The 23,762-nt window shown below is 72.1% G+C and carries 20 protein-coding genes and 1 tRNA gene; 7 read left to right on the top strand and 14 right to left on the bottom strand.

Translation table 11 applies throughout. The features are described 5' to 3' along the window. Positions 1-172: 172 nt before the first annotated feature. Positions 173-436 (bottom strand): WhiB family transcriptional regulator, encoded by a 264-nt coding sequence (locus T328_RS34330; protein ID WP_018840771.1) that lies wholly within the window; start codon positions 434-436, stop codon positions 173-175. A 633-nt stretch (positions 437-1,069) separates the two neighbouring features. Here T328_RS34330 and T328_RS34325 point away from each other — a divergent pair. The 3 genes from T328_RS34325 to T328_RS34315 are packed head-to-tail and all read left to right on the top strand — an operon-like array spanning position 1,070 to position 4,056. Beyond that, the gene (locus T328_RS34325) at positions 1,070-1,594 is read left to right on the top strand and encodes a cysteine dioxygenase (protein WP_496500178.1); all 525 of its coding nucleotides are present in this window, start codon (positions 1,070-1,072) and stop codon (positions 1,592-1,594) included. A 24-nt stretch (positions 1,595-1,618) separates the two neighbouring features. Beyond that, a complete protein-coding gene (cofD, locus tag T328_RS34320) occupies positions 1,619-2,575 on the top strand; it encodes a 2-phospho-L-lactate transferase (protein ID WP_496500177.1) in 957 nt (318 codons plus the stop codon). Beyond that, positions 2,572-4,056, top strand: coding sequence for a coenzyme F420-0:L-glutamate ligase (locus T328_RS34315; protein WP_496500176.1), 1,485 nt, complete (start codon positions 2,572-2,574; stop codon positions 4,054-4,056). The genes cofD and T328_RS34315 overlap by 4 nt, the downstream gene beginning before the upstream one ends. A 90-nt stretch (positions 4,057-4,146) precedes the next feature. Here T328_RS34315 and T328_RS34310 read toward each other — a convergent pair whose 3' ends face one another. Then, positions 4,147-5,328: an LCP family protein gene (locus T328_RS34310; RefSeq protein WP_496500191.1), complete on the bottom strand. Its 1,182-nt coding sequence runs from the start codon at positions 5,326-5,328 to the stop codon at positions 4,147-4,149. Between the two features lie 197 nt (positions 5,329-5,525). On the opposite strand from T328_RS34310, the gene T328_RS34305 reads away from it, so the two are divergent. Then, on the top strand, positions 5,526-6,053 hold the full coding sequence (locus T328_RS34305; protein ID WP_496500175.1) for an acyl-CoA thioesterase: 528 nt from the start codon (positions 5,526-5,528) through the stop codon (positions 6,051-6,053). 193 nt (positions 6,054-6,246) lie between these two features. Here the strand turns inward: T328_RS34305 and T328_RS34300 are convergent, their stop codons facing one another. Continuing rightward, a complete protein-coding gene (locus T328_RS34300) occupies positions 6,247-7,677 on the bottom strand; it encodes an LCP family protein (RefSeq protein WP_496500190.1) in 1,431 nt (476 codons plus the stop codon). A 229-nt stretch (positions 7,678-7,906) separates the two neighbouring features. Between T328_RS34300 and T328_RS34295 the strand changes: the two genes are divergently transcribed. Beyond that, entirely contained in the window at positions 7,907-8,938 is a 1,032-nt protein-coding gene (locus tag T328_RS34295; RefSeq protein WP_496500174.1) for a glycosyltransferase family 2 protein, read from the top strand. Positions 8,939-9,008: 70 nt separating this feature from the next. On the opposite strand, the gene T328_RS34290 is transcribed toward T328_RS34295, so the two are convergent. The 4 genes from T328_RS34290 to T328_RS34275 all read right to left on the bottom strand — a co-directional run bounded on the left by T328_RS34290 (position 9,009) and on the right by T328_RS34275 (position 15,061). Further along, positions 9,009-10,736, bottom strand: coding sequence for an LCP family protein (locus tag T328_RS34290; RefSeq protein WP_496500173.1), 1,728 nt, complete (start codon positions 10,734-10,736; stop codon positions 9,009-9,011). Positions 10,737-10,787: 51 nt separating this feature from the next. Then, a complete protein-coding gene (locus T328_RS34285) occupies positions 10,788-12,671 on the bottom strand; it encodes an LCP family glycopolymer transferase (RefSeq protein WP_496500172.1) in 1,884 nt (627 codons plus the stop codon). 273 nt (positions 12,672-12,944) lie between these two features. Continuing rightward, positions 12,945-14,129: an LCP family protein gene (locus tag T328_RS34280; protein ID WP_496500171.1), complete on the bottom strand. Its 1,185-nt coding sequence runs from the start codon at positions 14,127-14,129 to the stop codon at positions 12,945-12,947. A gap of 176 nt (positions 14,130-14,305) precedes the next feature. Continuing rightward, on the bottom strand, positions 14,306-15,061 hold the full coding sequence (locus T328_RS34275) for a TIGR03089 family protein (RefSeq protein ID WP_496500170.1): 756 nt from the start codon (positions 15,059-15,061) through the stop codon (positions 14,306-14,308). A gap of 171 nt (positions 15,062-15,232) precedes the next feature. Between T328_RS34275 and T328_RS34270 the strand changes: the two genes are divergently transcribed. Beyond that, complete coding sequence (locus T328_RS34270; protein WP_496500169.1) at positions 15,233-16,177, top strand: DNA-3-methyladenine glycosylase family protein; 945 nt, start codon at positions 15,233-15,235, stop codon at positions 16,175-16,177. Between the two features lie 214 nt (positions 16,178-16,391). Here the strand turns inward: T328_RS34270 and T328_RS34265 are convergent, their stop codons facing one another. The 7 genes from T328_RS34265 to T328_RS34235 form a co-directional block, all read right to left on the bottom strand. Further along, positions 16,392-16,556 (bottom strand): hypothetical protein, encoded by a 165-nt coding sequence (locus tag T328_RS34265; protein WP_496500168.1) that lies wholly within the window; start codon positions 16,554-16,556, stop codon positions 16,392-16,394. After that, positions 16,553-16,804 carry a hypothetical protein gene (locus T328_RS34260; RefSeq protein WP_496500167.1) on the bottom strand — a complete coding sequence of 84 codons (252 nt, stop codon included), beginning with the start codon at positions 16,802-16,804 and terminating at the stop codon, positions 16,553-16,555. The genes T328_RS34265 and T328_RS34260 overlap by 4 nt, the downstream gene beginning before the upstream one ends. A gap of 187 nt (positions 16,805-16,991) precedes the next feature. After that, a complete protein-coding gene (locus T328_RS34255; RefSeq protein WP_496500166.1) occupies positions 16,992-18,245 on the bottom strand; it encodes a helix-turn-helix domain-containing protein in 1,254 nt (417 codons plus the stop codon). Between the two features lie 173 nt (positions 18,246-18,418). Then, complete coding sequence (locus T328_RS34250; RefSeq protein WP_496500165.1) at positions 18,419-20,017, bottom strand: TROVE domain-containing protein; 1,599 nt, start codon at positions 20,015-20,017, stop codon at positions 18,419-18,421. A 320-nt stretch (positions 20,018-20,337) separates the two neighbouring features. After that, positions 20,338-20,399 (bottom strand) — tRNA-Ser (locus T328_RS34245). 255 nt (positions 20,400-20,654) lie between these two features. Then, positions 20,655-21,839 (bottom strand): acyl-CoA dehydrogenase family protein, encoded by a 1,185-nt coding sequence (locus tag T328_RS34240; protein WP_496500164.1) that lies wholly within the window; start codon positions 21,837-21,839, stop codon positions 20,655-20,657. A gap of 107 nt (positions 21,840-21,946) precedes the next feature. Then, entirely contained in the window at positions 21,947-23,260 is a 1,314-nt protein-coding gene (locus tag T328_RS34235; protein ID WP_496500163.1) for an LCP family protein, read from the bottom strand. 101 nt (positions 23,261-23,361) lie between these two features. Here T328_RS34235 and T328_RS34230 point away from each other — a divergent pair. Then, positions 23,362-23,762, top strand: a 401-nt coding sequence (locus T328_RS34230) for a 3-hydroxyacyl-CoA dehydrogenase NAD-binding domain-containing protein (protein ID WP_496500162.1), incomplete at its 3' end; no start/stop codon positions are given.

Raw genomic sequence — 23,762 nt, 5'->3', positions numbered from 1 at the left:
CACACTAGAGGGTCCCTCTGTCACGGGGCGACTTGGCGGACGGTCCCCGGGCCGCCGCGGGGTTCCGCCCATGGCACGTACGCCGTACGGGCGCCGGGCGCCGGGCGCACGCCCGCGCGAACGCCTCCGGCACCTACGTGCACCCACGTGCGCCCCGCGCGCCCACGTGCGCCTACAGCGCCGCCTTCTTCAGCCGGCGCCGCTCGCGCTCGGACAGGCCGCCCCAGATACCGAAGCGCTCGTCGTTGGCGAGGGCGTACTCCAGGCACTCGGACCGGACTTCACAGGCGAGGCAGACCTTCTTGGCCTCGCGCGTGGATCCGCCCTTCTCCGGGAAGAAGGACTCGGGATCGGTCTGGGCGCACAACGCGCGCTCCTGCCACCCGAGCTCCTCGTCCGCCTCCTCGACCAGCACCTGCTGGAACAGCTCGGTCATGTGCGCGCCCCTCGTCTTTGCTTCCCCGTGATGTTGCCGTTACCGAATCGCCCGAACGACACGTGTGAAATTACAGATACGTCCCTCTGGCACAGTCAAGCCGGGATCTGCTATTGGACCTCTTATTCACCCTGCGGCACCAAGCCCTTATAAAAAGTGTTCATATCGGCCAAGACCATGACAGTCCGATAGACCGTGATCCCGGTGGGCACCCTTGCCCAGGGAGACGATCGGGGCTACGGGGCCGTTGCGGCCCGCCCGGCAAAGCGAAGAAGATCACAGTCGCGTCACGGATGCACAACGGCACCCCGGCCCCGATGGTCGCCCTGCGGTTGGTCGCCGTCTCTCCGTACAACGGGGTGAATAAACCTTTCGCCACGGTCGGCAACCGGAAGGTGTGAATCCTTGCGTGCAACCCGGACGTCCAGTTGACAACCACCGCCCGGATCCGCTCTGCTGATGGCCATGTCGGGCCCGTGGCCGTACCGGCCGAGCGAGGAGTGTCCGAGCTGTTGTAGCCGCTGAGGCTCCAGCTCCGCTCCCTGCTGCCTGCACCGCAGCCCGCGCAGTCCCTCCGACTGCACACCCTCCGCACTCCTCGCGCACCACACACGCCAAGGACTCCCGAGCCCGATGCTCAGCGACATCCAGATCGGCGGCGACCCGCTCGCCTTCCCCCACCTGCTGCCGCCCGCGCCCGCCCACCCCGTCACCGTCGCCGACTTCGCCGGCCTCGCCCGCGCGCTCGCCGCCGACCGGGACGCCTGGGCGCCGCTCGTCGACTACGACCCCGTCACCCGCTGGTACCACCGGCTGCGTACCGGCCCCGGCTACGAGGTGTGGCTGCTCAGCTGGCTGCCCGGACAGCGCAGCGGGGCGCACGGCCACGGCCCGTCCTCCGGCGTACTCACCGTCCTGGAAGGGGAGTTGACCGAGCGCGCGAACCACACCCCGCGCACCCTCACGCCGGGCGCGCAGCGCGTGTTCGCGCCGGGGTACGTCCACGAGGTCGTCAACGACGCGCTGACTCCGGCCGTCAGCCTGCACGTCTACTTCCCCGCCCTCACCGAGATGCCGATGCACGAGGACCACGACAGCGCGGCGCGCTGCACCCCCGCCGCCACCGCCCGCGGGACGGGTGAGCCGGCCCGCCGCTGAACCCGGCCTGCAAGACTGGGCGCCATGCGCATCGTTGTACTGGCCGGCGGGATCGGCGGCGCCCGGTTCCTCCGCGGCCTGAAGCAGGCAGAGCCGGACGCGGACGTCACCGTCGTCGGCAACACCGGCGACGACATCCACCTGTTCGGCCTCAAGGTCTGCCCCGACCTCGACACCGTGATGTACACGCTCGGCGGCGGCATCCACGAGGGGCAGGGCTGGGGCCGCGCCGACGAGACGTTCACCGTCAAGGAGGAGCTGGCCGCGTACGGCGTCGGACCCGGCTGGTTCGGGCTCGGCGACCGCGACTTCGCCACCCACATCGTGCGCACCCAGATGCTCGGCGCGGGCTTCCCGCTCAGCGCCGTCACCGAGGCGCTGTGCGACCGCTGGCGGCCGGGCGTACGGCTGCTCCCGATGACCGACGACCGGGTCGAGACGCACGTCGCCGTCGAGGTGGACGGCGAGCGCAGGGCCGTCCACTTCCAGGAGTACTGGGTGCGGCTGCGCGCCTCCGTGCCCGCGCTCGCGGTGGTGCCGGTCGGCGCCGATCAGGCCAAGCCCGCACCCGGTGTGCTGGAGGCCATCGCCGACGCCGACGTGGTCCTCTTCCCGCCGTCCAACCCCGTCGTCAGCATCGGCACGATCCTCGCCGTGCCCGGCGTCCGCGAGGCCATCGCCGACGCCGACGTGCCCGTCGTGGGCCTGTCCCCCATCGTCGGCGGCGCCCCGGTGCGCGGCATGGCGGACAAGGTGCTGGCCGCGGTCGGCGTCGAGTCCACGGCCGAGGCGGTCGCGCTGCACTACGGCTCGGGGCTCATCGACGGCTGGCTGGTGGACGAGGTGGACACGGCGGCGGTGGCGGCGGTGGAGGCCGCGGGGATCCGCTGCCGGGCGGTGCCGCTGATGATGCGGGACACGGACGCGACGGCGCGGATGGCCGCGGCGGCGCTGGAGCTGGCTCAGGAGGTACGGGCATGACGGCGGACGCGGGGACGGGCACGGCGATGGGCACGGCCACGGACGCAGACAGGGACGCGGGGCCGGACGCGGACGCGGGTACGGACGGGGGCGCGGCTACGGACGCGGACGCGACTACGGACGGGGGCGCGGGCGCGGCGGCCCCCGAGTTCCGCGTACGGGCCCTGCCCGGCATCCCCGAGGTGCGCCCCGGCGACGACCTCGCCAAGCTCGTCGCCGCCGCCGCCACCTCGTCGACCGGCCTCGCCGGCCCTCCGCTCGCGGACGGCGACATCCTGCTCGTCACCTCCAAGGTGGTCAGCAAGGCGGAGGGCCGGGTGCGCCGGACCGCCGTCCCCGGCGACCGGGAGGCCGCCATCGACGAGGAGGCCGTACGCCTCGTCGCTCGCCGCGGCCCGCTGCGTATCGTCGAGACCCGGCACGGCCTGGTGATGGCCGCCGCCGGCGTGGACGCGTCCAACACCCCCGCCGGCACCGTCCTGTTGCTCCCCGAGGACCCCGACGCCTCCGCCCGCGCGCTGCGCGCCGGCCTGCGCGCGGCCCTCGGCGTCAACGTCGGCGTCCTGGTCACCGACACCTTCGGCCGACCCTGGCGCAACGGCGTCACCGACGTCGCGATCGGCGCCGCCGGCGTCCGCGTGCTGGACGACCTGCGCGGCGCCCCGGACACGTACGGCAACGCCCTGGAGGGCACGATCGTCGCCGCGGCCGACGAGCTGGCCGCCGCCGGCGAACTGGTCAAGGGCAAGGCCGACGGGCTGCCGGTGGCGGTGCTCAGCGGCCTGCCGCAGCTCGTCGCCCCGGCCGGCGAGGAGGACGGGCCGGGCGCGCGGGCGCTGGTGCGGGAGCCGGCCGAGGACATGTTCCGCCTGGGCACCTCGGAGGCGGTCCGCGAGGCCGTGACGCAGCGGCGTACGGTGCGCGAGTTCACCGCCGCGCCGGTGGACCCGGCGGCGGTACGGCGCGCCGTGGCCGCCGCGGTGACGGCGCCGGCGCCGCACCACACGACGCCGTGGCGGTTCGTGCTGCTGGAGTCGCCGGCGGCGCGGACGGAGCTGCTGGACGCGATGCGCGAGGCGTGGATCCGGGACCTGCGGGAGCTGAGTAATTTCACGGAGGAGTCCATCACCAAGCGGATCCGCCGCGGCGACGTGCTGCGCAAGGCCCCGTATCTGGTGGTGCCCTGCCTGGTGATGGACGGCTCGCACACCTACCCCGACGACCGGCGCAACGCCGCCGAGCGGGAGATGTTCGTCGTCGCCACCGGGGCCGGGGTGCAGAACTTCCTCGTCGCGCTGGCCGGCGAGGGGCTGGGCTCGGCGTGGGTGTCGTCCACGATGTTCTGCCGGGACGCGGTCCGCGAGGTGCTGGACCTGCCGGCGGACTGGGACCCGATGGGCGCGGTGGCCGTGGGCCACGCGGCGGCCCCGCCGCGGCAGCGCCCGCCGCGGGCGGCGGAGTCGTTCACGGTGGTGCGCTGAGCACGCCGCGGACGCCGCAGGCGGCGGGTGAGACGACGACGGGACCCCGGCCCACCGCGGGCCGGGGTCCCGTCCAACTGATCAACTTGTTCAGTTGGCCTTCACGGTGACCTTGTCGTCGTTCTTCAGCTGCTCGAAGAGCTTCGGGGCCTTCGACTCGTCCAACAGCTGTACCGAGCCGAGCGCCGGGTCGTTACCTCCGGAGACGACCGGCAGGTTCATCTGCTTGCCGTCGCCGCCCGAGACGCCCTTCATCGCCCAGAACATCTGCAGCACGTTGTACAGGCTCATGTCCTTGTCGACGATCAGCGAGTCCAGGCCGGCGCCCATGGTCGGGTAGAGCTTGAACGGATTGAGGACCGTCGTCATCTTCGCGGACTCGTCGGCCAGCTTGGACAGCAGCTTCTGCTGGTTCTTCGTCCGGTCCAGATCGCCGCCCGGCAGCGCGTAGCGGTTGCGGACGAAGGCCAGCGCCTCGGCGCCGTCGAGTTCCTGGCAGCCCTTCTCGAAGTCGGCACCGGAGTTCTTGTCCTTGACCGCCTGGTCGAAGCACATCTCGACGCCGCCGAGTTCGTCGACGATGTTGGCGAAGCCACCGAAGCCGATCTCGGCGTAGTGGTCGATGTGCAGACCCGTGAGGTTCTCGACCGTGCGCACCAGCAGCCACGGGCCCTCAATGGTGTACGCGGCGTTGAGCTTCTGATTCTGCTCCGGGATGCGGTTGCCGCTCTCCGAGCCGGTGAAGGCCGGTATCTTGACCTTCAAGTCGCGCGGGAGGCTGATCATCGTGTTCCCGTTCTCCCCCTTGTGCAGGATCATCATCGAGTCGGTGCGCTTGCCCTCGACCGAGCCGGTGCGCAGCTCGTCCTGCTGTTCCTTGGACAGGCCCTCGCGGCTGTCGGAGCCGACGATGAGGAAGTTCGTGCCGTCCTGGTCGCCCGGGCGGTCCTCGACCACGCTGAGGTCCACCTCGCGGCGCAGCTTGGAGTCCGCCCAGAAGTACGTGGCGACGGGCACGACGATCAGGAAGACGAGCGCCACGATGACGCCGATCTTGACCCGCTTGCGCCAGTTCGGCGGCGGCTTGCCGTAGCCGGTGCCGGCGCGGTTGCCGCCGTCGCCGTCCCCGTCCCCGTACGGGTCGGCGGGCCCGCCGCCGCTGCGGTAGACCTGCCCCTCGTTGTAACCGTCGTCGTACGGACCGTGGTCGTCGTCGTAACCCCGGGATCGCTGCGGCGGCACCCCGCCGCCCCCGCCGCCCACCACGGGCATGACGCGGTGGGGCTCCGGGTCGGACGCGCGGCTGCCGCGCCCGTACCGGTCCCGGCTGTCTGCGGTCCATCCCTCGGGCCAGTCGCTCATGCGGGAAGTCTGCCCTGCCCGGCCGGACGACCTGAAGGGGGGTTCTGAATCGGGCCGGGGTTGTAGCGGTTCTGATGCAAAGCAACGCGCCGCATACAGTGACACACATGAACGATCAGGCACGCCCGGCGGCGGGCGGGGCGAAACCCACCTCGGCCTCCCGCACCACGTTGTCGAACATCATGACGGCGAACGACGCGAACCTGCTCGGCACCGTGCACGGCGGCGTGATCATGAAGCTGGTGGACGACGTGGCGGGGGCGGTCGCCGGGCGGCACTCCGGGGGTCCGGCGGTGACGGCGTCGATGGACGAGATGGTGTTCCTGGAGCCGGTGCGGATCGGGGACCTGGTGCACGTCCTGGCGCAGGTCAACTGGACGGGGCGGACCTCGATGGAGGTCGGGGTGCGGGTGATGGCGGAGCGGTGGAACGAGTCGACGCCGGCAAAGCAGGTGGCCAGCGCCTACCTGGTCTTCGCGGCGGTCGACGACCGGGGCCGGCCGCGCCCGGTCCCGCCCGTCGTCCCGGACACGGAGCGCGACGAGCGGCGCTGCCAGGAGGCCCAGATCCGGCGCACCCACCGGCTGGCCCGCCGCCGCGCGATCAAGGACCTGCGGGAGCGCGCCGACGGCTGACCCGGGGGTACGGACAGGGCCGGCTCACCGCCCGCACGGGCCGGGCGCCGCGAGGGCGGCTCGCGCCGGGTGGACCGGATCGGGGAAGGCCCGGGGGTTCCCCGTGGGAACGTAGCGCCGTGCCGGACGGGCGGCGGCTCACGTCCCGGGACAACGCCGCATCGTCCGCGGACCAGGTTCCCCGCGGGAGGCACTACGTACAGAGGACCTCGTCGCCCGTGACCGCCGACCAGACGTCCGCACCGTCCAGGATCGGGTCCGCGGGCCGTACGGGCCGGACCTCCTCGTGGTCCGCGCCCAGCGTGACCGTCATCAGCGCGCCGTGGCCCGGGACCGGGCGCAGCCGCGCCTGCGGGAGGGCGGCGTGCAGGGAGCGCGCGGAGCGGTCCCACCCCGGGTCGTACGTGATGACCGTACGGTCCGTCCGCTCCGCCGTCGTGGCGGCGCCGGTCGCGGCGAAGCCGGTACGGGCCAGCGCCCGGTCCACGCGCCCGCCGAGGCCGTTGACCGCCGTACCGTTCTCCACCTGCACCCGGATCCGCTCCGGCGGCACCTCCACCGGCGTCGGCTTCCTCTTCCCGACGTTGCCCTCGCCCTTCGCCTGCCGGGCGTCCGGGTCCCCGCGGCGCGGCTTGAGCGGCTTGTCGTCGCGCAGCCGGTCGAAGAGCCGCCGGGCCCGCTCCTCGTCCCACCTGACCGTCGAGCCGAGGCCCGGGACGTCGTGGTCCATGTCCGCCACCGGCACCGTCGCGAACTCCGACGACTCCGGCGAGAACCCGTGCAGCGCCTTGCCCAGCGCGAACACCGCGCCGGTGTCCAGCGACGCGTCCGTACGCACCGACCCGAGGAGCGTCGAGCCGACCTCGCGGAAGCGCAGCGGGTTCATCAGCCCGCTGCTGCCGGTGAGCTTGTCGATGACGGCGGCCAGGAAGCGCTGCTGGCGCTCCATCCGGCCCATGTCGGACGTGCCCTCCAGGTGCCGGGCGCGTACGTACGCCAGCGCCTCTCCGCCGTCCAGGCTGCTGGTGCCCGCAGGCAGGTCGAGGCCGGAGTACCTGTCCCGCAGCGGGCGCTGCGTGCACACCTGCACGCCGCCGACGACGTCCACGGTCTTCATGAACGCCGCGAAGTCGATCTCCACGTAGTGGTCGATGTGCAACCCGGACAGCTTCTCCACGGCGCGTACGGTCAGCGGCGGACCGCCGTGCGTGTACGCCGCGTTGACCTTCGCCGGGTGGGCGGTGCGCCGTTCGCCGAGGGCGCGGTTGGTGTGCGGGGGCAGCTCGACGTAGCTGTCGCGCGGGATGCTGACCACGCTCGCCCGCTCGCGGTCCTTCGACAGGTGGACGAGCATCAGCGCGTCCGTGCAGTTGCACGGCTGGCCGCCGAGGCGGTATTTACGCCGTTCCTCCTTGCTGACGCTGTCGCGCCGGTCCACGCCGGCGACGAGGAAGTTGAGCCCGTGGCCCTCCGGGGGCCGGCGGTCCGGGATCCCGTGGAAGGCGTCGACCCGGTCGATGCCGGAGTCGATGGAACTCAGTAGGAAGTACCCGGCCCCGCCGGTGGCCAGCAGCAGCAGGGACAGCGCGGTGGCGATCCGCAGAACCCAGCGCGGGCGCTTCACGGACGGGGCTGGCACGGTTGCGGGACCTCCGCGGGGCTCGGGTGTGTACGTCGGCGTGCGGGTGCACGCGTACGGACACGGACGGTTGCCGGGCGGTGCGGCGGCACGGGCACGGACCGACCACGGTATGGACGTCGGCGCCGTCCTTCCCCGCACACGCCGTCCGTACGCTCAACGCCACCCTGCGGGCACGCCCCGATCCCCCGTTCGCGGTAACCTGAGCGGCGCTATGAACGACTCTGCGCCGCCCCCCGCGGTCTCCGTGATCATGCCGGTGCTCAACGAGGAACGGCACCTCCGCGAGGCGGTGCGGCACATCCTGGAGCAGGACTACGACGGCGACCTGGAGGTCGTCATCGCCCTCGGCCCGTCCACGGACGGCACCGACGCCATCGCCGCCGAGCTGGTCCGCGAGACCGCGGACAGCGCGCGCTGCCGGGTCCATACGGTGGCCAACCCCACGGGCCGTACGCCCGCCGGGCTCAACGCGGCCATCAAGGCCTCCCGGCACCCGGTCGTGGTCCGCGTCGACGGGCACGGCATGCTCTCCCCCGGGTACATCGCCACCGCCGTGCGGCTGCTGGCCGAGACCGGCGCGCAGAACGTCGGGGGCATCATGCACGCCGAGGGCGAGACGAGCTGGGAGCAGGCCGTCGCCGCGGCGATGACCGCGCGCGTCGGGGTGGGGAACGCCGCGTTCCACACCGGCGGCGAGGCGGGGCCCGCGGACACCGTCTACCTGGGGGTCTTCCGCCGGGAGGCGCTGGAGCGGCAGGGCGGCTACAACGAGGAGTTCATCCGTGCGCAGGACTGGGAGCTGAACTTCCGGATCCGCTCGGCGGGCGGCGCGATCTGGTTCTCGCCGGAGCTGATGGTCTCGTACCGGCCGCGGCCGAACCTGCGGGCGCTGGCCAAGCAGTACAAGGACTACGGCCGCTGGCGCCGCGTCGTCACCCGCTACCACAAGGGCTCGATCAACCTGCGCTATCTCGCGCCGCCCGCCGCCCTCGCGGGCATCGTGGCGGGGGTGCTGGTGACCCCGCTGACGCCGCTGGGGCTGGGGATTCCGCTCGCGTACGCCGTGGGGATCGCGGCCGGCTCCGTGCCCGCGGGGCGCGGGCTGCCGGCGCGGGCGCGGCTGCAGATCCCGGTGGCGCTGGCCACGATGCACATGTCGTGGGGCTGGGGGTTCCTGACCAGCCCGCGGTCCCTGGCGCGGAAGGTGATCGCCAGCCGCCGCGCGGCGGTTCCGACCGCCTGAGCCGTGAGCCGCCGCGCGGCTCCTCCGGGGGTCGGGGGCGCTGCCCCGAGGTCGCCGGAGGGCCGCGGCGTCACCACGTGTAGCTGGGGTTGACCTCCATGCACGCCTTCTTGTCGCTGCCCGCCAGCGGGTTGGAGCTCTCCGGGGCCTTCTCCGGCTCCGACGTCTCGCCGCCTCCGCCGCCGCCCGCGGCCTCGGGGTAGACATCGCCCTCCCGCCAGTCGGCGCCGACGACGAGCGTGACCTGGTCGACGCCGCTGGACTGCTTCACCGCCCGATCGGGCAGGCCGATCGCCTTGGCCACCGCCAGGGCGTTCGCGTGCTGCTCCTCCGTCGCGTACGTGACCGTGGTGTCGGCCTGCGACTTGGGCGTGGCGTCGGTGGCGGCCTGGGTGAAGCCCTCGCCGACGAGCGTCTGGGCGACGGTGCCGGCCCGGCCGGTGACCGGGGCGTACGTCGCGGTGCCGGTGCCGTTCTGGACGAGAACGGGGATGTCCGCCTTCGGCTCGGCCTCGGCGACGAGGTCCTCGGCCGGCTTCTTCCTGGGCTTGTCCTTGCCGTCGAAAGCGACGTCGTTGCGGAGCATGGACCAGACCTGCGGCGCGTCCTGCTCGTTGGGGACGACGTGCGCGGCGTTCTGCGGGTCCGGCACCCACGGCATGGTGGTCATGGTGATGCGTTCGGTGGGCACCCGCTTGATGTCGTTGCCGAGGTCGTAGAGCTTCTTCACCGAGCCCAGGCCCTCGTCGACGGTGAGCGCGTTGGTGGCGGCCGACGCCAGGGCGCGCAGCTTGCCCGGGTCGGAGAGCTTGGCGCCCTCCTTGAGCTGGCGGACCATCGAGTTCATGTACTGGTGCTGCGCGTGGGTGCGGCCGATGTCGCTGCCGTCCTCGAAGCCGTGCCGGGTGCGCAGCCACTGCAGCGCCTGCTCACCCTTGATGGTCGACTCGCCCTCCTCCAGCCGCAGCCCGGAGTCCTCGTCGTAGACGTTGTCCCGTACGCAGACGGGGACGCCGCCGACGGCGTCGGCCATGCTCACCACGCCGGCGAAGTCGATCATCATGAAGTGGTCGATGGAGACGCCGGTCATGGTCTCCCAGGCGGCGACGGCGCAGCCCGGACCGCCGTGCTGGAGGCTGGTGTTGATGGTCTGCGTGGTGGTCTCGGGGTAGACCTTGCCGTCGTCGGGGTCGGTGCACTCGGGGATGGTCACCCGCGTGTCGCGCGGAACGCTGACCACGGACATGTTGCTGCGGTCCGCGGAGACGTGGAGCAGCATCTGCACGTCGGCCAGCGGCTCGCGGCCGCGGTCGGCGTGGGCGCCGCCGAGCTTCACGTTCTCGTCGGAGTTCCGGCTGTCGGACCCGAGGAGCAGGATGTCCAGCGGGGTCTGGCCGTCGGCGTTGGGCTGCTTCTCGTCGAGCTTGTTCTTACCGAGGTTGAGTTCGTCCTTCTCCAGGTTGTTGTTCAGGTCGCGGTAGTAGAGGTATCCGGCGGCGGCGGTGCCGAGTATGAGGAAGGCGACGATGCCGAAGAACCAGCGGGCGATGCGCAGCGCGCGGCGGGGCCTGCGCGAGGGCGGTACTTCGTCGTCGTAGCCGCCGGGGCCGTGGGAGCGGTGGCGGTCGTAGCCGTCGTCGTAGCGCGGGTCGTGGTCGTCGGCGTGACGCGCGTAGCCGCGTTGCCGCGGCATCCCCGGCGCGTCTGCGTCTTCGTAAAGAGTGTCGTCCCAGCCGAACTCTCGGGCTCTGTCGGAGCGACGGTCCGCTCCGCTACCGCGGACGTTGCTGCGGCGCATGGGGCCTCCCGTTCGATCGCGTACGTGCGGTGCCCAGTCCGCACGTACGCCTCACTTGGCACAGACGTTCTTGTCGTCGGCCTTGACGTTCTGCACCCCGTCGGGCGCCTTGTCCGGCGCCTCGACCGGTGTGCCCGGCTGGGTGAAGTCCTGGCCGAGCGTGAGTGTCATGGCGCCTTCGGCCCCCGCGTTCTCCCCCGTCTTCTTCATGGCCTTCTTCGGCAGTCCCAGCATGTCGGCGGCCCTGGCGGCCTGGTCGGCCTGGTCGGGGCCGTACTCAAGTCGGGTCTCGGGCACGTCGTCCGGCGCGTTGCCCGCCTCGGCGGCGTAGCCCACGCCCTCGTTCAGAAGCCACTGGGCGGTGGCCGACGCCATGCCGGACTCCCCACCGCCGTTGACGACCTCGACCCTCACCTCCTCGGGCTCCGCCTTCTTCACCGGCTTGTCCTTCTCACCCTTCTTCGCCCCGTCGAACGGCTTGTCCGCGTCGAGCAGCTTGAAGAGCGGCTTGGCCTTGGCCTCGTCCATTACGACGGTCGCCGCGTCCTCAGGGTTGTCCAGGACCGGCAAAGTCGCGAAAGTAATCTCGTCCTGGGGGACCTCCTTGAGGTCGTTCGCCAGGTCCATGAGCTTCTTCGCGCTGCCGATGCCGGAGTCCACCGTGAGCGCCTTGGTGGCGGCGTCGGCCAGGTCGTAGAGCTTCTTCGGATTGCTCAGCGAGCCGCCGGACTTCATCTTGCGGATGAGCGAGCTGAGGAACTGCTGCTGGAGTTCGATCCGGCTCAGGTCGCTGCCGTAGCCGACCGAGTAGCGGGTGCGGACGAAGGCGAGCGCCTCCTCGCCCTCGATCGTGTGCCGGCCCGCGGGCAGGTTGAGCTTCGACTTGGGGTCGTTGATGTCCTCGGCGAGGCACACCTCGACGCCGCCGACCGCCGAGGACAGCTCCTTGACGGCGTTGAAGTCCGCGAGGATGAAGTGGTTGATGTCGAGACCGGTCATCTTCTCGACGGTCTTCCAGGTGCAGCCGGGGTCGCGGCCGAACTGTCCCAGGCTCTCGTTGAACTTCGTCTCATACGTGCCCGGGATGGTCTTCCAGTTCCCGTCCTCCTGCTTGGTCTTGCAGTCCGGTATGTCGGTGATCATGTCGCGCGGGATGCTCAGCGCGGTGGCGTTGGTGCGGTCTTCGGAGACGTGGAACAGCAGGGTGGTGTCGGCGTGGCCGGGGCTCTCCATGTCGCCGTAGCTGGTGTTGCCCTTGCCGGTGCGCTTGTCGGTGCCCATCACGAGGATGTTGACCGGGCCGTCGATGACGGCCGCGTGGTCCTCGCCGGCGACCTCGACCTTGTCTATGTTGCCGTTCAGCTTCTGGTAGATGAGGAACGCGGCGGCGGCGAGGAAGGCGAGGACCAGCGCCAGTCCGCTGGCGGTCCAGATCAGCGCCTTCTGCTTGCCGCTCTTGCGGGGCTTGGGACGGCGGCGGCTGCGCGGGCCGTCGGGCGGGCCGCCCGGGCCGGAGCCCGATCCCGTACCGGAGCCGCCGGCACCGCCGGAGCCGCCCGGCGCGCCGCCGCCACGGCGGCGCTGGGACGGCAGGCGGGGCTCTTGAGGGGGCTCGGGGGCGCCGGGCTGCGGGGGCGGGGTGGGGTGCAGGCCGGGCTGCGGTGCGGCGCTGTGCCGGCCGGGGGGTTGCTGGGCGCCGGGTTGCTGTGCGCCGGGGTGCTGGGCGTGCTGCGGGCCCGGTACCTGGTCGTGCGGCGGCCCGCTGTTCTGCTGCGGGACGTACTGCTGCGGCGGCGCCTGGGGCTGATGGCCGTACCCCTGCGGGGCGTGACCGTGTGGACCCGGTGCGTGTTGGCCGTGAGGCGGGCTGCCCTGTCCACCCGGGATCTGCGGGTCGAGACGCAACTCGTAGCTGCCTGTCTCGGGGTTGAACACCCACTGATCGGCGGGGTCGACTTCGCCGGCGTGTCCACGGCCTCGCCCATCCACTGTCGCTTGGGTCCTCACATCGGTCGGTCCGCGCCTCCCCCGCCGGCGCCCGGTCTTTCTGCGTATGCTCGACGGCCGCCTGTCAGGCGGCCGGTCGGCTCACACTAGCCGCCTCATTCGACGACTGGCGACGTCCGTGACAAATTCCACGCACTCGTAACAGGACATCCCGCGCATCACTTCCATACACCGTGCCCCCCTTGTGCGCGTTGATCCGCACTATCGGCAGATGTCATCCACAGGGGTTGTTCCCTTGAAGGCGGGCGGGGCGCCGGAGTCCCGCTTCTGCCTGGCCTTCCTGCCCTCCGAGACGAAACGCCCGACGGTGTCGGAGCGCAGCGCCTCGAACAACTCGCGCGCCGCGGGCTGCACCAGCTCGTCGCGGTTGGAGTCGAGGTGGTACGGGCGCCGCGGCACGGTGAGGAAGTGCACGTGCTCGCTCGGCACGTCGCGCACGACGCGTACGAGGTCGTACAGCTCGGCGAGCGACGACAACTCCTCGTTGGCGGTGAGCGCCGAGGTCACCGCGTCCAGCAGCGGGGCGAGGCGCATCGGGTTGAACAGGACGCCGTTGCTCTGCACCTTGTTGACGAGCGAGGCCATGAACTCCTGCTGCCGGGCCATGCGCTGGGTGTCGCTGCCGCCGTCGAGGGACTTGCGCGTCCGTACGTAGCCGAGCGCCTGCTCCCCGTCGAGCACCTGGCGCCCCGCGGGCAGCCGCAGCTTGGCCGATTTGTCACGCATCGGTTCGGGCAGGCACACCTCCACGCCGTCCACCGCGTCCACGACCTTCTTGAAGCCCTGGAAGTCGATGATGACGTGGTGGTCGACGCGCACCCCGACGAGCTTCTCCACCACCCGGATCGTGCAGGCGGCGCCACCGTAGGCGAAGCTGAAGTTGAACTGGTTGACCTGCTTGCCGCTCGTCCCGCCGCCGGGGCGGCGGCAGTCGGGGATGTGGACCATGAGGTCGCGCGGGATGCTCATCGCGGTGACGCTGTCCCGGTCGCCGGCGAGGTGCAGGAGCACGGCGGTGTCGGAGCGTTCGACGCCGGTGTCGCGGCCGTAGCGGTCGGTGCCCTCGCGGGAGTCGGAGCCGATGAGCAGGATGTTGCTGGCCCCGCCGGGGGCGGGCTCGGGGCGGTCCTCCTCGTAGCGCTGCAGCTCGCGGGCGGTGGCGGAGTCGACGGTGATGTTGCTGTCGAAGCGCTGGTAGAAGTACCAGCCGACGCCGGAGAGGGTGAGTACGAACAGCGCGAGGCCGACGCCGACGCGGCGGGCGATGACGCGGCGGCGGCTGCGGGGGCGGCGGGGCCGCCCGGGGCGGCGGGGGCCGCCGGGGCCGCGAGGGCCCTCGGGGTCGCGAGGGCCGCCCTCCCGCGGGCCGGTCACGTCTGCGCCCATCCCTCACACTCACTCGGCCGGTGTCCACTGCTGCAGACGGCCGAGCACCCCCGGGGTCGTACGGCCCGCCGCATTCGGTACATGGCATCACGAATGAGGCGCTACGGCCGATAACTTCCCCCGCGCGTCGCTCCGGCGGGCGGTAGAGGGCGTACGTATCTCTTAAGGAGAAGGCGTTACGCGACGCGCTCGTCGGCTCTGCGCTTCTCCTGCTGCTCGGGCGAGAGCCGGTCCAGGTACGGGCAGAGCACCACCCCGGCGCCGGCGGCCAGCGGGGCGTACAACCCCGCGGAGAGCCCCTCCCACGTGTCGTACCCGAGCGTCGACAGCGTGCGGGAGCCCGGCGCCAGCGCGCGCGACTCCGCGTCCGCGCGGGCACGTACGACCAGCTCGGCGGCGGACAACTCCGCGCCCGCCACGACGAGCGCCGGCGCGTCCGGGTCGGCGGCGGCGTACGGCTGGAAGCGGTCGCCCTGGCCCGGTACCTCCACGGCGTAGTCGAGGAAGCCGTCCGGCGGCTGGGGGAAGCGGGCGCCGAGGGGGCGCAGGCTGAGCGCGATCCGCTCGCCGGTGCAGTCGCGGGCCCGCTCCAGCGCGTCGGGGCCGCTGACGACGAGGTCCGCGGCGGCGGTGGTGTCGGGGGAGGCAGGGTCGGCGGGTACGGCGGTGACGCCGGTCGCGGCACAGGCCAGCAGCCAGACGGCGGTCTGCCAGTGGGCGGGCAGGAGCAGCGCGAGCCGGTCGCCGGGCGCGGCGGCGAGGTCGCCCTGGAGGAGGTTCGCGGTCTTGGCCACCCAGTTGGCGAAGGTGGCGACGGACAGTTCGACGCGCTCGCCGGTGGCGTCGTCGTAGTACGTGACCAGGGGGCGGGCCGGATCGGCGGCGAGGGCGGCGTCGAGCAGGGCAGCGGGGGTGGCGGCGGTGGGGTTCATCGCCGTCAGGCTACGCGGTCGCGGTATTCCGTCCGGCAGCGCCGTCTCCGGCGGCTACGACTCGTCGGCGCCGCCGACCGGGGCGGGCAACTCCCGGCCCCGACCGGCCCTGACCGGCCCTGCCCCGGCCGACGGCGTGGCTGACGGCGGCGGGCGCTAGAGTCGTGCGTCATGCCCGCCGCCCCCGACCCCGACCACCGCGTCCGCACGCGGACCTGGACGCCCCCGGGCCCGTACGACCTGTGGCGCACCCTCGGCGTCCTGCGGCGCGGCCCCGGCGACCCGGCGTACCGCGTCGCGGACGGCGCGATCTGGCGGGCCAGCCGCACCCCGGCGGGCCCCGGAGCGCTGCGCGTCGCCCCCGCGGACGGCGCGGTCACCGCCGAGGCGTGGGGCCCGGGCGCGGAGTGGCTGCTGGACGGACTTCCCGCGCTGCTGGGCGCGGAGGACGACCCCGAGCCGTTCGGACCGCGCCACCGGGTCGTCCACGAGGCCCGCCGCCGCCACCCGGGCCTGCGGCTGATCCGCACCGGGCTGGTGCTGGAGTCGCTGATCCCGTCGGTGCTGGAGCAGAAGGTCACCACGGACGAGGCGCACCGCTCCTGGCGGCTGCTGCTGCACCGCCACGGCACTCCCGCCCCCGGCCCGGCGGGAGCGGAGCTGCGGATGCGGGTGATGCCGGACGCGCGCGGCTGGGCGATGATCCCGTCCTGGGAGTGGCACCGCGCGGGCGTCGACGGCAAGCGCGCGGCGGCGATCGTACGCGCCGTCCGCCGCGCCCGCGCGCTGCAGGCGGCGGCGCAGATGGACCTCGACGCCGCCGTACGCCGCCTCACCGCCATCCCCGGCATCGGCCCCTGGACGGCCGCCGAGACCCTGCAGCGCGTGAACGGCGCCCCGGACGCGGTCACCGTCGGCGACCTGCACCTGCCCCGCATCGTGGGCTACACCCTGGTCCGCGAACGCGACGCGGACGACGACCGCATGCTGGAACTGCTCGCTCCGTACGAGGCCGAGGGCCAGCGGCACCGCGCCACGCGCTACATCTGCCTCCTGGGCCGCATGCCCCCGCGCCGCAAACCCAAGGCGGCCATCCCGGACATAGCCCGCCTCTGACTCCGGGGCCGGGTCCGGCGGGTGGCGGCCGGTCACGGCAGTCGCCGGGTGGGTCTGGTCGGCAGTGCGGGCGTCGGAGACGTGCGGCGCGGTTTGGGCCAGCAGTCTGGGTGCGCGTAGACGACCGACCCGCCGCCGGACTCGCCGGCCTCGCCCACGGACTCCACCGGATTCTGCTCGGTGCCGAGTCGGCCGCAGTGGGTGCAGTACCGCATCACGAGCCCTTCTTCCGGGTGGTGGGCGGGTAGCCGCGCCAGTCGGGCGCGTTGCCGAGGCTCGCGGTGGCCGGTCGCCGGTTGAACGGCTCGGGGCAGCGAGGCCGCCGGGACACCGGCGGAAGTCGACGCGGCGGCTCGACGGGCCGCTGGTCGGCGCTCACGGGCGGCCCCCGTGGCAGCGCGGGCACTCACACGGCGGCATCGTGCCGTTGAGCAGAGGAGGGTCGCAGTCGCGGGCGTAGAACCGCATCCGGCGCCCCCACGTACGGCCGCTGTCGCGGGACACCCGCAGCGTCATCAGCGGACGCTCGGGCGTCGGCGGTGCCTCGGGTTGGACGGTGAGTATGCCCGCCGCGGCGTCGGCGAGCGTTTCCCGGCGGGCGCTCTCGGCGTCGGTACGGCGGACCATGGCGGCTCCCTGCGTCTTCGTGAGGGGAGCGACGCCGACCAGGCTCTGGTGGGAGTGCGGTGGTCGGCGCCGCGGCGTCACGAACGAAAGTAGGGAGCCGTCGCGCGGTGAACCACGGACAAAGCCCCGTAGCCGCCGCCAGCCTGCGCGGCCACTCGGACATCACGTCCGAGTGGTGGCCAAAGGTTCACCAGACAGTGGGGATGCTGGAGGCTTCCTGATCCACACGCAACCGGGCGGCGAGCCGCCGCAACTCGGGATTGCGACGCCGCTCTGCCTCCTGCAACTCCCGCACCGTGTCCGTGGCGAGCACCTGGTGCCGGATCCATTCCGGCTGCTCCTCCTCTACCTTCAGCAGCGTGTGAAGCGAGCCGGTGAGGTTTCCCAACTGATATTGCGCATGAGCGATGTCGAGTTGGTGCCGCGCCCGGCTGATCGGCCACGGCAGCCGGTTCAGCCGCACGTCACGCGCGTGTTCAAGCGCGGCAGCCGGGTCGGCGTCGTCACCGGACAGCGCAGCGGTCGTTGCCTGCATGGCGACGCTGAACACGCTGAACGAATTACTGCGGACCCGGACGATCTCGCCACCGGCGAGCACCGCCGCGGCCTTCGCCTGGGTCAGCATCTCGGTGGCCTGCTGAGCACGGGAGCCCCGTGCTGCCGGAACGGCGGCGGTCAGCAGCAGCAGCCCGTACACCGCCACCTCCTCGGACGTTGAGACACCGAACCGGGGCGCGAGAGCGTGGGCCTTCCGCTCGGCGACAGCCTGCGCCTTGTCCCAGCGGCCTTGCCGGAGCAGCACCAGCGACAGCGCGGACACCGCCATCGCCTCGCGCAGCGGGTCGGAGGCACGCTGGGAGGCGGTGAGCGCACGCTCGACAGCGGTGAATGCGAGGTCAGCGCGGCCGAGTTGGCTGGCGACGTCGGCGACGATCAGGTGCGTCGCGGCGGTCATGCCCCACGCGTCGTCGTACTCGGCGGTGCCCCCGAGGGTTTCGCGGGTGGTGGCCTGGAGGTCGCGTACGAGGGCGGGAAGCGTGGTGGTCAGCTCGGTGTACTCGCCCCGCTCATAGTGGGTCCGTGCCGTGGCGAGAACCGACCTCAGATCGGACAGCGCGGGGGCATCTTCGTCGGTGTCGCCCCACGGGACGCCGGGCAGGACGGCGGTGTCCTGGACGGCGTTGCGCAGTTCGAGCAGGCCGCCGCCGTCGGGGAGATCAGCGGTCGTAGTGAGCTGCCCCAGGAGGCGAGGGAGTTCGATGTCGAGGGCCCGGGCAAGCTTCTCCAGGGTGGTGATGCGGGCGCCCAACCGAACATTCTGCTCCAGCTTCTGGATCGTATCGACGGAGACGCCTGAGCGCTCGGCGAGTTGCTCTTGGGTAAGACCGCGGTAGTCACGGAGATCGGCAATGCGGTCGCCGATCGTACTGTGCTTGGACATGTGCACCCCCGCCGGAGGACGTATACGTCCACGCTACGCCCGGCGGTGGGCGTGCAGGCCGCGATCGGGCTCCCGGTCGCCGAACTCAACGGCCCCGTGGAACTCTCGGCCGGACGTATCTGATGCGCCCCCGCCGCCAGGAGGCGGCGGGGGCGCGGGCCGGCGGCGGACGGTCAGTTCTCCCAGGGCCAGCCGGTGGTGCGGTTGGCGCTGAGGAGGCCGATCATTCGGAACAGCGCGTCGGAGAAGCCGCCGATCTCGTACCGGTTCGGCCGGCCGGTGTCGATCGACGCCTTGCCGTAGCCGGTGGTGTTGATGCCGAACATCGGCACCTCGGCCGGGACCGCGTCCGACACCGCCCCGCCCCGGACCCGGCCCCGGACCCGGCCCGGGTAGGCGAACGCCTGCATGTCGGAGACGATCACGACGCGGTCGTGGCCGTCGTACGTCTCCCGCAGCGCGGCGACGGTCGCGGTGCCGTGCCCGACCTCACCGACGCGGCCACAGAACTCCTCCGCCTGCCGCAGCACGCTGCCGCCCTTGGTGAGCCGGTGCCGGAACACGCCGTTGGCGAAGCCCACCAGGTCGACCGCGCAGCCGCGGGCGGCGAGCGCGGTGCCGAACAGCGCGCCGACGTCGACGTGCCGCACCTGGCTCCTCGCCGACACTCCCATGCCCATCGAGCCGGACGTGTCGACCAGGACGAGGGTGCGCCCCGGCAGGGCCGGGATGTTCGCCGTGGACGCGGCCAGCGCCTGCTCCAGGGCGTGGCCCCAGCGCAGCGACGGCGCCGCCCGGTAGGCGGACAGGAACCGGAAGGGGAACTGCCGCGAGCGGCGTACCTGCTCCGGATCCGCCAGCCGCGCGGCCACCTGCGCGGCGACCGCGTCGGCCACGCCGGCCTCGTCGAAGTTCCGCAGGTTGCGGCACAGGGCCATCAGTCCCATGTGCGGGATGATCGCCGTCCACGCCGCCGCGTCCATCGGCCCGAGGGACGACAGCTGCTCCCACGTCATGCCGGCCGCCTTCAGCCGGTCGGGGTCCGCGAGGAACCAGGCCCGGCGCTCGTCCTGCGGCATGGCCGTCGCGGCCCGGTACGTGGACAGCGTCGACAGGCGCTCGGTGACGCGCACCTCGTTCCGCTTCCAGCGGCGGTCGGCGAGGTAGTCGAACAGGTCGGCTTGCCACGGCCCGGCCGGGGTCGGCTTGGCGAGGGCGACGACGTCGGCCATCCGCCACTGCGCGTTCGCCCCGTCGTACTTCAGCGCGGCCCGCTCGGTGAACAGCCGTGCGGCAGCGTCGGCGACGCCGCGCTGCACGCCGCCGGGCAGCGTCACCTTCCCGGTGCGCTGCTTCCAGTACGCGAGGAACTCCGCCGGCTCGTCGGCACGGAGCATCGCGGAGGCGACCATCTTCCGCACCGGGACGGTGGGGTCGACGTCGGTGCCGGTGCGGCGCGCGAGCGCGGACTCCGCGGCCATGACGATCGCCGCCGAGCGCATGTTCATCTCGCCTCGCAGGTACGGCACGAACGAGGCGACCCAGTCCGGGTCCTGCTTCGTCGCGACGCGCACGAGGTGGCGGAACCGCTGGTCGCGGTCGCCGGCGCTCTCGTAGAAGGTGTCCTCACCGGCCATGTTGACCGCGGCAAAAAGGAAGAGGTCGCTCTTGGCGTCCCGGGTGAAACCGGCGCCGCCCTCGAAGGTGGTGGTCGTGCCGGTCGTGGTCACCGGCGAGCCGGGACCGGTGCGCAGGGAAGTGAACTTGCCCATGGCGGTCCTCCTGGAGGGGAAAAGAGATTCCGGGCCGACGGACGGATTGCAGAAGACACCGCGAGTACCAGTCGCGTGAGCTACGTGGTGCTCTGGCCACTGAGCTACGCCGACCCTGAGCCGGCGACGGGATTCGAACCCGCGACCTCCCCCATTAGGAGTGGAAGTACGCCCACACTGCGCTTCGCGATGCCTTCTGCAATTGTCGGCCCGGCCGCGGAGCGACCGGAATTCGGGGGCGGCAACTGGACACGGGAGACCGGCGAGTACCAGACGTGCGAGGCACATGGTGCTCTACCGTTGAGCTACACCCGCGGTTAAGCGGGCGACAGGATTCGAACCTGCAACCACTCGTTCCCGAAACGAAGTACCCCCGCACTGCGCTTCGCCGATTACCCGTATCCAGTTGTCGGATCCCCGAAGGGGTGCTGCGAGTACCAGTCGCCCGAGGAACTGTTCTCTGGTGAAAGGGAAGTAACCCCGGGCTTCGCTTCGCGGCGGTCTCCACCGTAACAGCGTTCACCGGCACGGCACTTGGTATTTTTCGCGGCCCGCGGGCGATCACGGTCGGAAGCGGCGCGGGCCCCGCCGGGAACTCCCGGCGGGGCCTGGAAATCTCATCCGACCCGGGGATCTGTCAGGGCAGGTTGCGGGCCATGACGATGCGCTGGACCTGGTTCGTGCCCTCATAGATCTGGGTGATCTTCGCGTCGCGCATCATGCGCTCCACCGGGTAGTCGCGCGTGTAGCCGTAGCCGCCGAGGAGCTGGACCGCGTCCGTCGTGGCCTCCATCGCCACGTCGGAGGCGAAGCACTTCGCCGCCGCGCCCTGGAAGGTGAGGTCCGCCTCCGTGCCGCCGGCCGAAATGCGCTCGGACTTCGCCGCGGCGGCGTACGTCAGTTGGCGGGCGGCCTCGATCTTCATGGCCATGTCGGCGAGCATGAACTGCACGCCCTGGAAGTCCGCCACCGGCTTGCCGAACTGCTTGCGCTCGCGCACGTAGCCCTTCGCGTAGTCGAGCGCGCCCTGCGCGATGCCCAGGGCCTGGGCGGCGATGGTGATGCGGGTGTGGTCGAGGGTTTTCATCGCGGTGGCGAAGCCCGTGCCCTCGGCGCCGATCATGCGGTCCGCCGGGATACGGACGTTGTCGAGGTAGACCTCGCGGGTCGGGGAGCCCTTGATGCCGAGCTTCTTTTCCGGGGCGCCGAAGGAGACGCCGTCGTCGGACTTCTCGACGACGAAGGCGGAGATGCCCTTGGAGCGCTTCTCGGGGTCGGTGACGGCCATGACGGTGTAGTACTCGGAGACGCCCGCGTTGGTGATCCAGCGCTTGACGCCGTTGAGTACGTAGGAGTCACCGTCCCGTACGGCACGGGTCTTCATGCCGGCGGCGTCGGAGCCGGCCTCGGGCTCGGAGAGGCAGTACGAGAACATCGCCTCGCCGCTCGCCAGCGGCGTCAGGTACTTCGCCTGCAGCTCCTCCGAGCCGGCCAGCATCACGGGCAGCGAGCCGAGCTTGTTGACGGCCGGGATGAGGGAGGAGGAGGCGCAGACGCGGGCGATCTCCTCGATGACGATGACCGTGGCCAGCGCGTCCGCGCCCGCGCCGCCGTACGCCTCGGGGACGTGGACGGCGTGCAGGTCGGCCGCGACGAGCGCGTCCAGCGCCTCCTGCGGGAAGCGCGCCTCCTCGTCCACCGCGGCGGCGAAGGGCTCGATCTTCGTCTCGGCGAGCGAGCGTACGGCGTCGCGGAGCATGTCGTGCTCCTCGGCCGGGCGGTACAGGTCGAATTCGGACGCTCCTGCCAAGGCTCTCTCCATTCCCGCGCATGTTCATTACCGTTCAGTAGTTCTGATGGTATGCGGTGCGCGGCGAGCGGACCTACGTGACGTTGACGACAGGCGCGGCGGGGGGGCGGCTGCGGGGCTCAGGGTGCGGTGCTGCCCAGGCGGTCGGTCGGGTACTTCTCGACGTACCGCGCCATCGTGTCGTTGCGCATGGCCTCCCACAGGGGGTCGCCGGCCTTGTCGTCCAGCAGCACCACCGACTGGCCGTCGATCATGTCAAGACCGGCGACCGGCGCGTTCATGAACACCAGGTCGCTGGAGCGCACGCCCTTCATGTCCCACATCAGGTCGCGCATCGCGCCGTCCGAGAACGTGTCGTCGACGCTGACCGCGGCGGTGACCGCGTCCAGCAGGCGCTTGACCTTGAGCGGGTTGGAGAAGTTGTCCGCGGCCATGGTCTCGGTGATGACGGCGCGCAGGAAGTTCTGCTGCCGCTGGGTGCGGTCGAGGTCGCCGCGGGGCAGGCCGTGGCGCTCGCGTACGTAGTCGAGGGCGGTCTGGCCGTCCATGTGGTGGGTGCCGGCGGTCCACTCGCCGCCGCCGTTGCGGCGCGGGGTGGTCTCGTCGATGGTGATGTCCACGCCGCCCACGGCGTCGGTGAGGCGCTTGAAGCCGCTCCAGTCGATCGCGGCGAGGTGGTCGATCTTGACCTTCGTCATCCGCTGCACGGTGTCGATGAGCAGCGGGGGACCTCCGTAGGAGAAGGCCGCGTTGAGCTTGGCGTCGCCCTGGCCGGGGATGTCCACCCAGGAGTCGCGGGGCAGTGAGACGACGTAGCCGCCGTCGCGGCCCTCGGGGAGGTGGACGAGCATCATCGTGTCGCTGCGCTGCGCGCCCGGCTCCCAGGTGTGCTCGCTGGCGGCGGCGCCGGTGAGCGGGAGGTCGGAGCGGGCGTCGACGCCGATGAGAAGGTACGTTTCGCCGCCCTTGGACGGCGTCGGCTGGTGCTTCTCGGGGACGTCGGTCGGGAAGGCGTTCGGGATGCGGTCGACGCGGCCGGTGTAGTGCTCGTACGCCCACCAGAGGCCGCCGGCGACCATGAGCACACCGGCGACGAGCATGATCACGGCGCCGAGGAGCACCTTGCGGCCGCGGCTCATGCGGCGGCGGGGCTCGGCGGGCGCGGGGGCGGGGGCGTCGGGGTCGGCCGGTGCGGTCGTGCCGGTCGGGTCGGCCGGGTCGGCCGGGTCGGCGTCGACGCCGGCGGTTCCCGCGGGACCGTCCTCGGCGCCGGCGTCGGAGCCGGGCCCGTCCGGGGCGTACGCCGCGTCGATGTACGCCGCGTGCGCGGCGGTCGACGTGTCCGCGGCGTGCGGCGCCTCCGGTTCACGGGCGCGCGGCGTACCGGGCTCGTCGGTTCCGCTGCCCGCTCCGTCCAGATGCCGCCTCGCCACGATCCCCACCCCTCGTATGGCGCGTTCACGAGTCAGACTCCGTACGAGGGTGCATGGTTGCCCAGGTCGGTGCGTCAGCGGCCACGGCTATGCTCGGGACCATGACCTTGAAGATCACTGTGATCGGCACGGGGTACCTCGGTGCCACGCACGCCGCCGCGATGGCGGAGCTGGGCTTCGAGGTGCTCGGCCTGGACGTGGTCAAGGAGAAGGTCGAGCTGCTGTCCACGGGCCGGGTGCCGATGTACGAGCCGGGCCTGGAGGACCTGCTGCGCAAGCACGTGGCGGGGGTCGAGGGCTCGACCGGGCGGCTGCGTTTCACCACCTCGTACGCGGAGGCGGCGGCCTTCGGCGACGTGCACTTCGTGTGTGTGAACACGCCGCAGAAGCACGGCGAGTACGGCTGCGACATGAGCTACGTCGACGCCGCGATCGACACCCTCGCGCCCCACCTCGACCGGCCATGTCTGGTGGTGGGGAAGTCGACGGTGCCGGTGGGCTC

This window comes from Streptomyces sp. CNX435, assembly GCF_059570575.1.
Note: the sequence above shows the minus strand (reverse complement) of the source record. Positions and strands in the feature narration are given on the sequence as shown.

Bases quoted from the DNA above. Each gene is read 5' to 3' on its own strand.
- T328_RS34330 (WP_018840771.1), bottom strand. From the start codon at position 436: ATGACCGAGCTGTTCCAGCAGGTGCTGGTCGAGGAGGCGGACGAGGAG.
- T328_RS34325 (WP_496500178.1), top strand. From the start codon at position 1,070: ATGCTCAGCGACATCCAGATCGGCGGCGACCCGCTCGCCTTCCCCCAC.
- cofD (WP_496500177.1), top strand. From the start codon at position 1,619: ATGCGCATCGTTGTACTGGCCGGCGGGATCGGCGGCGCCCGGTTCCTC.
- T328_RS34315 (WP_496500176.1), top strand. From the start codon at position 2,572: ATGACGGCGGACGCGGGGACGGGCACGGCGATGGGCACGGCCACGGAC.
- T328_RS34310 (WP_496500191.1), bottom strand. From the start codon at position 5,328: ATGCCCGTGGTGGGCGGCGGGGGCGGCGGGGTGCCGCCGCAGCGATCC.
- T328_RS34305 (WP_496500175.1), top strand. From the start codon at position 5,526: ATGAACGATCAGGCACGCCCGGCGGCGGGCGGGGCGAAACCCACCTCG.
- T328_RS34295 (WP_496500174.1), top strand. From the start codon at position 7,907: ATGAACGACTCTGCGCCGCCCCCCGCGGTCTCCGTGATCATGCCGGTG.
- T328_RS34290 (WP_496500173.1), bottom strand. From the start codon at position 10,736: ATGCGCCGCAGCAACGTCCGCGGTAGCGGAGCGGACCGTCGCTCCGAC.
- T328_RS34280 (WP_496500171.1), bottom strand. From the start codon at position 14,129: ATGGGCGCAGACGTGACCGGCCCGCGGGAGGGCGGCCCTCGCGACCCC.
- T328_RS34275 (WP_496500170.1), bottom strand. From the start codon at position 15,061: ATGAACCCCACCGCCGCCACCCCCGCTGCCCTGCTCGACGCCGCCCTC.
- T328_RS34270 (WP_496500169.1), top strand. From the start codon at position 15,233: ATGCCCGCCGCCCCCGACCCCGACCACCGCGTCCGCACGCGGACCTGG.
- T328_RS34260 (WP_496500167.1), bottom strand. From the start codon at position 16,804: ATGGTCCGCCGTACCGACGCCGAGAGCGCCCGCCGGGAAACGCTCGCC.
- T328_RS34255 (WP_496500166.1), bottom strand. From the start codon at position 18,245: ATGTCCAAGCACAGTACGATCGGCGACCGCATTGCCGATCTCCGTGAC.
- T328_RS34250 (WP_496500165.1), bottom strand. From the start codon at position 20,017: ATGGGCAAGTTCACTTCCCTGCGCACCGGTCCCGGCTCGCCGGTGACC.
- T328_RS34240 (WP_496500164.1), bottom strand. From the start codon at position 21,839: ATGGAGAGAGCCTTGGCAGGAGCGTCCGAATTCGACCTGTACCGCCCG.